Annotated in this window: 17 protein-coding genes; 10 read left to right on the top strand and 7 right to left on the bottom strand. The window is 45.4% G+C overall.

Annotated features, from left to right (window positions below):
- The 6 genes from AC58UW_RS32970 to AC58UW_RS32945 all read left to right on the top strand — a co-directional run.
- A partial coding sequence (locus tag AC58UW_RS32970; protein WP_497424718.1) for a hypothetical protein occupies positions 1–342 on the top strand: 342 nt, incomplete at its 5' end.
- Between the two features lie 217 nt (positions 343–559).
- On the top strand, positions 560–763 hold the full coding sequence (locus tag AC58UW_RS32965) for a hypothetical protein (RefSeq protein WP_497424717.1): 204 nt from the start codon (positions 560–562) through the stop codon (positions 761–763).
- Positions 756–1,286 carry a hypothetical protein gene (locus AC58UW_RS32960; RefSeq protein ID WP_497424716.1) on the top strand — a complete coding sequence of 177 codons (531 nt, stop codon included), beginning with the start codon at positions 756–758 and terminating at the stop codon, positions 1,284–1,286. The genes AC58UW_RS32965 and AC58UW_RS32960 overlap by 8 nt, the downstream gene beginning before the upstream one ends.
- Positions 1,287–1,345: 59 nt before the next feature.
- A complete protein-coding gene (locus tag AC58UW_RS32955; RefSeq protein WP_497424715.1) occupies positions 1,346–1,591 on the top strand; it encodes a hypothetical protein in 246 nt (81 codons plus the stop codon).
- Positions 1,592–1,716: 125 nt separating this feature from the next.
- A complete protein-coding gene (locus tag AC58UW_RS32950; RefSeq protein WP_497424714.1) occupies positions 1,717–1,923 on the top strand; it encodes a hypothetical protein in 207 nt (68 codons plus the stop codon).
- Positions 1,924–2,085: 162 nt separating this feature from the next.
- Positions 2,086–2,799: a hypothetical protein gene (locus tag AC58UW_RS32945; protein WP_497424713.1), complete on the top strand. Its 714-nt coding sequence runs from the start codon at positions 2,086–2,088 to the stop codon at positions 2,797–2,799.
- 93 nt (positions 2,800–2,892) lie between these two features.
- Here AC58UW_RS32945 and AC58UW_RS32940 read toward each other — a convergent pair whose 3' ends face one another.
- Positions 2,893–3,234 carry a YolD-like family protein gene (locus tag AC58UW_RS32940; protein ID WP_497424712.1) on the bottom strand — a complete coding sequence of 114 codons (342 nt, stop codon included), beginning with the start codon at positions 3,232–3,234 and terminating at the stop codon, positions 2,893–2,895.
- A 190-nt stretch (positions 3,235–3,424) separates the two neighbouring features.
- On the opposite strand from AC58UW_RS32940, the gene AC58UW_RS32935 reads away from it, so the two are divergent.
- A complete protein-coding gene (locus AC58UW_RS32935; protein WP_497424711.1) occupies positions 3,425–3,637 on the top strand; it encodes a hypothetical protein in 213 nt (70 codons plus the stop codon).
- A 137-nt stretch (positions 3,638–3,774) separates the two neighbouring features.
- Here AC58UW_RS32935 and AC58UW_RS32930 read toward each other — a convergent pair whose 3' ends face one another.
- From AC58UW_RS32930 to AC58UW_RS32905, 6 genes are all read right to left on the bottom strand, one after another.
- A complete protein-coding gene (locus AC58UW_RS32930; RefSeq protein ID WP_497424710.1) occupies positions 3,775–4,329 on the bottom strand; it encodes a recombinase family protein in 555 nt (184 codons plus the stop codon).
- A 381-nt stretch (positions 4,330–4,710) separates the two neighbouring features.
- Positions 4,711–5,475 (bottom strand): sigma-70 RNA polymerase sigma factor region 4 domain-containing protein, encoded by a 765-nt coding sequence (locus AC58UW_RS32925; RefSeq protein WP_497424709.1) that lies wholly within the window; start codon positions 5,473–5,475, stop codon positions 4,711–4,713.
- A gap of 270 nt (positions 5,476–5,745) precedes the next feature.
- Complete coding sequence (locus AC58UW_RS32920; protein ID WP_497424708.1) at positions 5,746–6,057, bottom strand: hypothetical protein; 312 nt, start codon at positions 6,055–6,057, stop codon at positions 5,746–5,748.
- Positions 6,057–6,683, bottom strand: a complete 627-nt coding sequence (locus AC58UW_RS32915) for a hypothetical protein (protein ID WP_497424707.1) — start codon at positions 6,681–6,683, stop codon at positions 6,057–6,059. Before AC58UW_RS32915 ends, AC58UW_RS32920 begins: the two co-directional genes overlap by 1 nt.
- 63 nt (positions 6,684–6,746) lie before the next feature.
- Positions 6,747–6,941, bottom strand: coding sequence for a hypothetical protein (locus AC58UW_RS32910; RefSeq protein ID WP_497424706.1), 195 nt, complete (start codon positions 6,939–6,941; stop codon positions 6,747–6,749).
- Entirely contained in the window at positions 6,941–7,084 is a 144-nt protein-coding gene (locus tag AC58UW_RS32905) for a helix-turn-helix domain-containing protein (RefSeq protein ID WP_497424719.1), read from the bottom strand. Before AC58UW_RS32905 ends, AC58UW_RS32910 begins: the two co-directional genes overlap by 1 nt.
- Positions 7,085–7,563: 479 nt before the next feature.
- On the opposite strand from AC58UW_RS32905, the gene AC58UW_RS32900 reads away from it, so the two are divergent.
- The 3 genes from AC58UW_RS32900 to AC58UW_RS32890 form a co-directional block, all read left to right on the top strand.
- Positions 7,564–8,337: a helix-turn-helix domain-containing protein gene (locus AC58UW_RS32900; protein ID WP_497424705.1), complete on the top strand. Its 774-nt coding sequence runs from the start codon at positions 7,564–7,566 to the stop codon at positions 8,335–8,337.
- Entirely contained in the window at positions 8,334–8,621 is a 288-nt protein-coding gene (locus AC58UW_RS32895; protein ID WP_497424704.1) for a hypothetical protein, read from the top strand. The genes AC58UW_RS32900 and AC58UW_RS32895 overlap by 4 nt, the downstream gene beginning before the upstream one ends.
- A 181-nt stretch (positions 8,622–8,802) precedes the next feature.
- On the top strand, positions 8,803–9,273 hold a 471-nt coding region (locus tag AC58UW_RS32890; RefSeq protein WP_497424703.1), incomplete at its 3' end, for a hypothetical protein.

The following is a 9,273-nucleotide window of genomic DNA, read 5'->3' as shown; positions in this document are numbered from 1 at the left end:
GCTGAAGAAGAAGCTAAAGCCAAAGAACCAATCAGTACTAATTTTGCTAAGTGGGAAGAACCTTGGACAGCTATGACGGACATCCAAAAGGATGATTTTTGGTCAAAGAACAAAGGTAAGTACGTGCAATGGACAGGATCAATCGAAACCGTGGATAAAGGTAGTATTGGTGTGAAAATCCTTAGCACTACTTTTACATATGATTTTATGGCATCCATCACGGACAAAGATGTTCTTCTTTCCTTGAACAAGGGTGACAAAATTACGATCAAAGGGAAGCTTACTTCCAAAGAAGGACTTATTGCTTCTTGGGGTCTTACGGACTGCACAATCATCAAGTAAATCCTTGGTTAATCATATAATACGGTAGCGCCTCCGTACGAAGGTGTTGCCGTATTTTTTGTGGCCTATTGTGAATGCAGACATTACCAGACGACCATAACAGCCCATCCCTGCCATTCTAGCATTTTCTACCTATTGAACTTAGACTAAAAGAACTGAACGCCTTACAGGGCATTCTAGGGGCTTACAATGGACGAAGTGATACATAGGGCTTGCCTTGATTGCTTTCGTTCGTCTGAAGGGCTCTGACAAGCAGGAAATCCCTGGCATAACGGCGAATATGACGGTAAAGACGTTGGACGGATGTCGGACGGTTAATAAATGTCGGATATGTCGATGGACGGACGGGGGATGGATATATAATGACGGGCAAGATGTTGTTACGCAAAAAGGATTTGGTGGACGCTACTGGAATGCCTAGGGGAACGGTTAGTGATTGGCTGACTGATTTCGCTATGTTTATGCCTACAGTTAAACAGGGGAGCGTGACTTACTATAAACCAGAAACGTTGGACGTTCTGAAGGCGATCAAAGAAATCAAGGAGCAGGGCTATCTGTTCAAGATGGATATTGTGCCGTTACTAATGGAACGGGGATTCGCGGTAACCATTGAAGAAAGTGCTCAGGAACTTCAGAAAGCCTTTAGCGAAGCTGACACAAAGGACGTTACTACGAAGGTAATAGCGGAACTAGCACGGCAAGCTGGGCAGATCGAAGAAGTGACGGAACGGACGGACGAACTGGACGGAAGAATGACGGAACTTGGACGGATCACGGCTGACCGGTTGGACGGACATGACGGACAAATGACGGAAGTGATGCGGATGATGCAGGAAATGCAGAAGCAGCTTGCAGAAGCCAAGTCTGAAGCAGCTGCCGCTAATGAACGTGCCGAACGGGCTGAAGCTGAAGCCAAGAAGCCATTTTGGAAGAAGATATTTTGATGAAAGCCGGGGCTAATGGGATCTGCTGGATTAAAGAAACTATGGGGAGCTAAAATCGAATGAAGCATTACTTAGGTATTCTTGGCGTGGGAACAGTTTTGATTGTGATATTCAGTCTTCTTGTCTATCCAACATTGTATCGATATGACCGTATGACTTTCATCGGGAGGGATACGTCTTATATAGTGAAAATCAATAGGGTGACGGGGAAATCAGAGTATTTGATTCCTCCTACCGGTACTAGTGGTGGATGGAAAACCATAAAGAGCTCTCCTGGGGTGCCTGCGGAAACGCCGAAAGGGTGATTATCATAAGTAGCCGTGAACCCCAGAACGAATGTGAACTACGTGGGATTTAGACAGGATTCTTGGCAGGGGATAGCGAAAGAAGATGTAATATTTAACCAGTAAACAGGGGGAGTACATACGCAATGATACCTTTAAACGTAGTGAAAGAAATTGTTTTATCAGACGGAACTAGAAAAGTCATTAAAGAAATTGTAACGTCAGAAGCTGCGAAAAAGTTAGCCATACGTGCCGGCTACGGAATAGCTGCAGTGGTTGCTTTTCGTATCGCAACTTCTAAGAAGGTCAAAATTGGTAAGGATGGCATAGAATTTGATGATACGGGCAAGTAGTCGTATGTATTATACAAATTGACCAAGCATGTACAAAGAAGCCACTTCGGAAAGCATCCGGGTGGCTTTTTGCTGTTTCCCTTGTGGGACATGGCACAATTCGCATCAGCCAATGAAGCATACAGTAGTTAAACAATGCTTAATTGGGGAGTGTGGTGGAGGGTGGGTGTCAACAGGAAGGCAGTTCCTACGAAGAAAGTCAGACCAACGGCAACGTACACGGAAATTAAAGTAACGGTACCGAATGCTCCGGTGCCTGTAGCATTACCATCCACGATGACGTTCTACGTGGATACACGGTTTACAACGGCACAGGTGAATCGGATTAAGCAGATGATTGGTTTAGTTTTGGGAAATTGGAAGCTTCATTATGATCAATTGAACAACGGTGCTGTTCGTTCTAACTATCAAAATTGCGTGAATAAGTATGCACGGTTCAACTTAGCCCCTGTCTGGTTCACGGAAAGGCTAGCTAATGGCTCAGCAGCGGCATCGGTTCAAATCGATGGTTTGACTACAATGATTGCTGCTAATGGTTTTGGAAGGGTGTCGAAAGCCTACATTATGTATAAGAAAGCACCAGTAAGTACCTTGACAACTAAAGGTGTCACCATCATAGGGGTCAATGCTTCAGATCCAGAAACAACTCCGTTAAGTGTGACAATAAACCCTAACGCTCTTGATACAACTAGTGTATCCACGTTATTTCTCGCAGGCTCGCTTCAACATGCTTGGCTTCACCGGGAAGGGTACCGGCACCCAGTAGGAAAGTACACTTCGTACATGGCTGGAGAATGCAGCATGTGTATTATGCGGAGTAACAAGAATAAAGTTCCTGGTACACCAGATAGTGCTTATACGAAATGGCTAGATTAGACGTGCCAACGATGTTCACAGGGTTCCCCTTCTACGTGGGAGCCCTTTTCAAGTCTGTGTACTGCACACTGGGGCGGTTAGTTGATGCGGTTCTTAGCTGTCCCCCACCGAAGCAGCCACGATGTCCCCGAAGTAAATCCACGTCAGCCCCGTAAGATCCTTCAGCCTAATCCGCCGATCTAGCTGATCCACCTTGACCACTACACCGGTGATAACCCTGTCTTCAAACGGATCAAACGTAACCAACGTAATAGGCTTCTGAAGGGACAGGGAATCGCTTACTGCCATTGATATATCCATAAGTGCGTCAGCGTCTAGGACAGGCTTTGTACGTCTTCTAAGCTCGCGGTGATGTTGTAGTACAGCTGCTTTCAGTTCGGGTCCAATAAACCGGCTGGAATCCCACAGACCGTTGTTGGTTAGCTTTTGTGACATTTGGAAATCATCTCCTAGTAGTCAAACGTATGTTCCTATATGATACTTCGGAAGTTAGGCAATAGCAACGGCTGATCACCTCACAGTGCTTGCAGGATAATGCCAGCATATGTTTAATATTACCAGTTGTATTAGTATTGCGACGTGAAGGGACGTGTTAGCCTTGGAGATTATCTGTTTTGGCGCCAGCATGATTATCTATCAGTATGTAGAATGGCTTCCTCAAGACGGACTTTACAGCATTCTTGGTCGCGCAATCGTTGGTGCAATAGGTGGGGTAATCGGTTATGGGTTTGGATTCACTAAAATTGGTAAGTGGCTAAATAATGCTTTTAGAAGATTCTTCACGGCGATTTACAAAGACCCTTCACAAGACAAATCAGTTGATAAGAAAGGCCAATAATAACGGGGAATGATCAACGCTGAACCACTTGGATTTTCTGGATATTACAAATTTTTTCGGGGCACTTGTCGCTGGATGAAGGCCGGGTGCTCCCCACCCTGGGGCCTTAACAGAAGAAGCCCAACGGGATCACACCGTCAGGCCTTTCGTTTATTAACTTCACGTATCAGGGTGGACTTGCTTATACCGGTCATGGCTGATACCTGGTTATAGGAATTGTCAGCTAGTAGCCCTACAGCATGATCAAGTTGCTTCAACGTGTAAGACTTGGGTCTTCCCTCAGTGAAGCCTTCCTTCAGCTTCGCGATCGCTTTACCTTCCTGTGTGCGTTCTACAATCAGATCCCTTTCAAATTCGGCAAAGCCGGAGAAGATGGTCAGAATCAATCTACCGGCCACAGTGTCTTCAATCACGCCCATGTTCAATACGTGAATGCGTACACCCCGGCTGAATAGTTCCTTTACCGTTGTGATGGCATCTACGGTTGACCGTGCGAATCTGTCCAGCTTAGTAATGATCAGCGTATCACCTGTCTTCAGCTCGGCTAGCAGGCGTGTGAATTCAGGGCGATCCTTCTTTGTGCCGGTGAACTTCTCTGAATAGATCTTCTGTGCCCCATTAGCTTCTAACTGTCCTATCTGTGCTTCTAGATCCTGCCCTACCGTAGATACCCTCGCATAGCCGTAGATCATATGTAATTTCCCCTTTTATTATGACACTAAGTTATGACACCGTTTGATAGCCCTATTCTACGTTGCTGACGGACTGGTGTCAATACTTTTAAGTTGTGATACCAAAGGGGCATCGATGACCGATATTGCCGATTAACCCAGTGTGAATAGCGGTTAATAGCAGCCACGAAGCTAGGAACAGCAAGGATTTGACGGTCATATGCAGGAATTGCGTGGTTTTTCCAGATCGGACATATTCGGCAATGGGAACGGGTCTGAAATGAACCGTGAGCCCCGAGAAGACACCGTATAAACCTGCCCCAAAGCTAGGCCCAGCAAGGCTACACGTATCAAAGTGAAGCTACACAGATCATTCGTAATCAATCGTGGTGGCTGTGTTTTCTAGGCAGTAACTTCCCGTATCTTTCCGCGTAACTTCACCAACGTCCTAGAAACGGTTTCCCTATCTTTACCGATCCGTCGGGCAGTTTCACGCCTGGAATACCCACCATAGGCAGCAGCCAACACTGCACGATCTGATTCTGTCATCGTTGGATCGGTGAAAATTCGTTCTTCCAGAATGGAATCTTCAACGGTCTGTGCCACATTAACAGTCGGATCAGGGTAGATTTCTTCAAATCCGTCTGCAAGGGAAAACGCTTCATGCAGAGATTTTCGCTTATCCGTTTTGGTGAATTTCCGTATAAGACTTACTGCACGTTTCTTAAATGCTTGTTCGATCGTTTCATACAAATAATAGGCTTTATCCCATGTGTAAGTGCGAATGATGTTCCATGCAACTGTTAGGAACAACGAAAGGAAATCAGCAGCCCCAAGTCTATTATTTCTTGTAATACGCCCCCACTTCTTAGCTTCCGAACAAATAAGGCTATGAATTTCACCTGATAGCTTAGGCAGTTGATCGTTCAAAACTTCAGACGGCCGAAGTAAATCTTCTAGGCTACCTAAATCATAATACCGCCCATCAAGGCTAAACACTGCATTAGCAATTGGAACATAAGACTGTCTGCCCCAATCAGCTTCAGCTTTCAAGATACGCTGTACCTTCTTTTTGGAATACATTGCTTCGATCCGTGCTTTCTTTGATTCTAGGTGCATCTGTACTTCTGTTTTCTTCTTACGTTTCGTTAATCGTGGTCTTGCCATATCTGATAATCCTCCCATAAATTACTAGTTTTAAAATGCCGCCACTTACGCCAAAAAAAGCGAATATAACTATGAGTGAGCCGAAGGCGAAACGATCACCACCCAACAAAGAAAGACATAACCCACCAACCACCACACACCTTACAGATCTAGAAGAAGTAATAGGATAGTGTCTTAGAAATTGTGGCGACCCGGTCACTATGTAATAACGTTGAAGAATTGGACTGTGACAAGGGACTCCCCTAAATTGGGCAAAAAAAGGGGCAGTGGTTATTCGCCGCCACCCTGTTCTTCCAATTGTGTTTTCAGCACTGAATATCTGACCATGTTAGCCGCTGAGGGATTAGCCTTGGCTGCTTTCCTGGCATCTTCCACTTGGTCAGCCGTGACACGTGTCACCCGTTCGTCATCCGTTACCGTATGGGCTTGCTGGATCTGGTATCGTGCCTTAGCTGAAGCGTACAGAATGCGGTTATCTGGCCGTGGGAACGTTGCGACTAGTTTAGCCGCTTCTTCAACGTCCTGGGCTGTGATCTCAGCACCGGTAGCCAATTTATCTTGGAGCTCACCTAGAAAGGACATTATGCTTCCCCCTTTACACGTTCTACGCCTGCAGGAAGGATACGCCGGTCATCGATCAGTAGAAGGTCCTCCCGTGTAATAAGCACCATATCGCTATTGTTCACGATCGGGGAAGGAAGCAGGTAATCCCCTGGATGGTTGTTGTTGTCCTTCCAAGCTAGCGAATGAATTTCCTGATAAGCGGGTTGATACCTGGCTTCAAGTTCTTTCAAATCAAGCAGCGCATTGTAGTAGGCCGCCTTCGCCGTTGTCAGCCGGTCAAGAATTGGCTTCAGTTCAGCTTCACGCACAGCATTGCGATAGGGCCCGGACCAGTCTAGAACCAAGTCACGCACTGTGATGCGGTCTGCAGAAGCTACGCGGCTATAGTCATATGCTTGGGTACGTTCATGTTCAGCAGCCGTTAGCGCCTTTTCAGCTTCAGTAATTTTGACGTTCAGCTTCTTCTTGTCAGCCCCTAGATCCGTATCGGTCATAAACTCCCTGGATAGTAATTCAACCTGCTTGGAGCGTAATTCCTGTACACGTAGATCAGCTTCAGTAACGGCAGCGTCATAGCGGTTACGGATCGCTTGGTAACGCTGATCCTGGACTAGGTAATCTTCTTTCAATTTCCATTGGTGCATATGGTAATTCCCCTTTTAATTCAAATTTGTTAACGCCATCAATTAGCTATGTTAAGGATCTATCTATCTACGCCTGCCACGCCTGCGTTCTTCCCCACAGCGTTCCAACTGAACCAGCCGTGGAAGTAATTCAAGTGCCCGGCTTTCTGATATTTGCCCTAGCGTGAACCGATAGAATTCTTCCTGGTCATAGACCAATTCAGCGATCAGACCGTAGGGCACACGCTTCAAGCTGGTGACCTGGATCTTACTATTCATCACTGGGACATCACCTTTGCTAGGGAGAATTTAACCTTTACCCGGTTAGCTATTTTTTCAGTAATTCGGCGATTTCCCCGTTCAATTTCTGATACGTAAGAACCTGATATTCCAAGGGCTGCACCGAATTCCTTTTGGGTCATGTCATGGAAGCAGCGCACGATCTTGAAGGTACGTCTAGTAAACATTCACATTCACATCCTTAATGAAAATGAAAAAAGACGCTTAACCGGTGAGGGTCAAACGTCTGGATTGGGGGCTATATAGAAGGGTCAAATGGCTATGACATCCCCTACACCTTTATGTGTTTGTGTGGACTGGTTACACAAGTTAGCTAGAATTACTACGTCATAACTATGATATAACCGCGCCACGACTGGTTTTTCCGTATATTAAACGACATTTACTACGTTGGTAGATTCGTGGTAAGATTACCCATAGAAATGAAGAAAACCCCTCTGCTTTGGCCGGCGTGGGGTTTCCTAAACTGATATGTAGGGCATTAGTCTGCCTATTAGGGTCGTTAACGCCACGGGGGCGTTATTCGTTGCACCTATTCTAACATGGGTCCAACCTAATAGGCAAGACTAATGCCCCCAATCCTAGGAGGGTTATTTTCCATATGGCAAACGATCGCATCAAAACTAGAAAATGGTATTTCAGCACACCTGACGCAATATTCAACATTCCAGACCTATCAATCTACGAACAAATGACTTACATGGTCCTTCAAAGCTACGCCAATAGCCAAGGAACGGCCTTCCCATCATACGCAACGATAGCCGAAAAAGGACGCATGTCCCGAAGAAAGGCTATTGACGCTGTGGCTGCCTTGATCCGTAAGGGACTTCTAACTAAAGAACCACGGCATACGGATGCTTCCCAAAAGGAAAACACGTCCAACGAATACTACATTGAAGATGCTTATGACTTAATTGAAGCCAACCCTAGTGCACAGCATGCACCACCTCTAGTGCACAGCATGCACCACCCTAGTGCACAGCATGCACCCGAACTATTCAATAGAACTATTCAAGATTTAAATTTGATTGATTGTGAAGTTTCCGCCACTTCCGAATCAGAATTTATTTCCAACGAAATCATAGAAACCCTTCAAGAACACTCAGGGTTCATGTTAGTAGACGATCATAGAAGCATGCAAGCTGAACCACAATACATAACCCAGATTTACGTAATGCTTCTGAAGCAATTCCAATACCAACTAGACGCTGCCATAGTTGCCAATGCCTGTGAACTGTATAAAGACCGTTCTTACGATTGGGTGAAGGGCTGTATGCGTATCCCTTTGGACAATCCTGTAGCGTTCTTCAATTCGTGTTACAAAGACGCTGTGAAAGCTTACAAGGCTTCACAACCTAAGGGGGCTAGACGATGAACAAACGGAAGATTATTGCACTTATGCTGAAGACATGGATCTTAACGGTATTCTTTGGCGTGATTCTAAAGCTGATCTTCAAAAATAACCCCCACGCTGCAGACCGCGTTCTTGCAAGCTGTAGCGTGGCTATTGCGGCTGTATGCGTGTGGGTTATTTGGCAAGCATGGGGTAGAAGCCGTGCTTTAGTAGCCATAATGATCTGTGCATTAGTGATTAACGTTGTGTTAATAGCTGTGAATGTGGTTGGGATGGATAGCGTTAAAGCAATGATCCAAGGGTAGCCCTGCAGAAGACAGAAGCCCATAACAACACTTCCTACCTATTGATTTTGGAGGTATTATCCACGGGAGTAAAATTCTGATGTACAGCACGGATGATCTCTGATAAGATTTGGTCTGGCACTAGACCAAAATGGTGGAAAAGGCCTATAACACTACTAACAAAAGGGGATCATCATTCATCATGCGCACACTATTTTCCGTAATTTTATTTCTAGGCTTTCTTTATCTACTAGTAAGTATTATCAAACCTACGTTTTTCCTGAAGGCCCTGAAGATCCCTATGTCACGTAAACGAACGGCTTTAGCGGCAGCTGTCTTATTCATTGCTGTTGTTGTCGTCGCGCCTGCTTCTAAAGATGAACCAAAAGCCTTGACAGCTTCTACAGTGGCTACGAAAGCCCCTAAGCTGACACCTGAAGAAATTGCCCAACAGGAAAAAGCCAAAGCTGAAATTGAAGCCAAAGCTAAAGCCGATGCTGAAGCTAAAGTTAAGGCTGACGCTGAAGCAAAAGCAAAGGCTGACGCTGAGGCTAAGGCTAAAGCTGAAGAAGAAGCTAAAGCCAAAGAACCAATCAGTACTAATTTTGCTAAGTGGGAAGAACCTTGGACAGCTATGACGGACATCCAAAAGGATGATTTTTGGTCAAAGAAC

Source organism: Paenibacillus sp. J22R160 (assembly GCF_059692135.1).
This window is presented reverse-complemented; position numbering and strand designations above follow the sequence as displayed.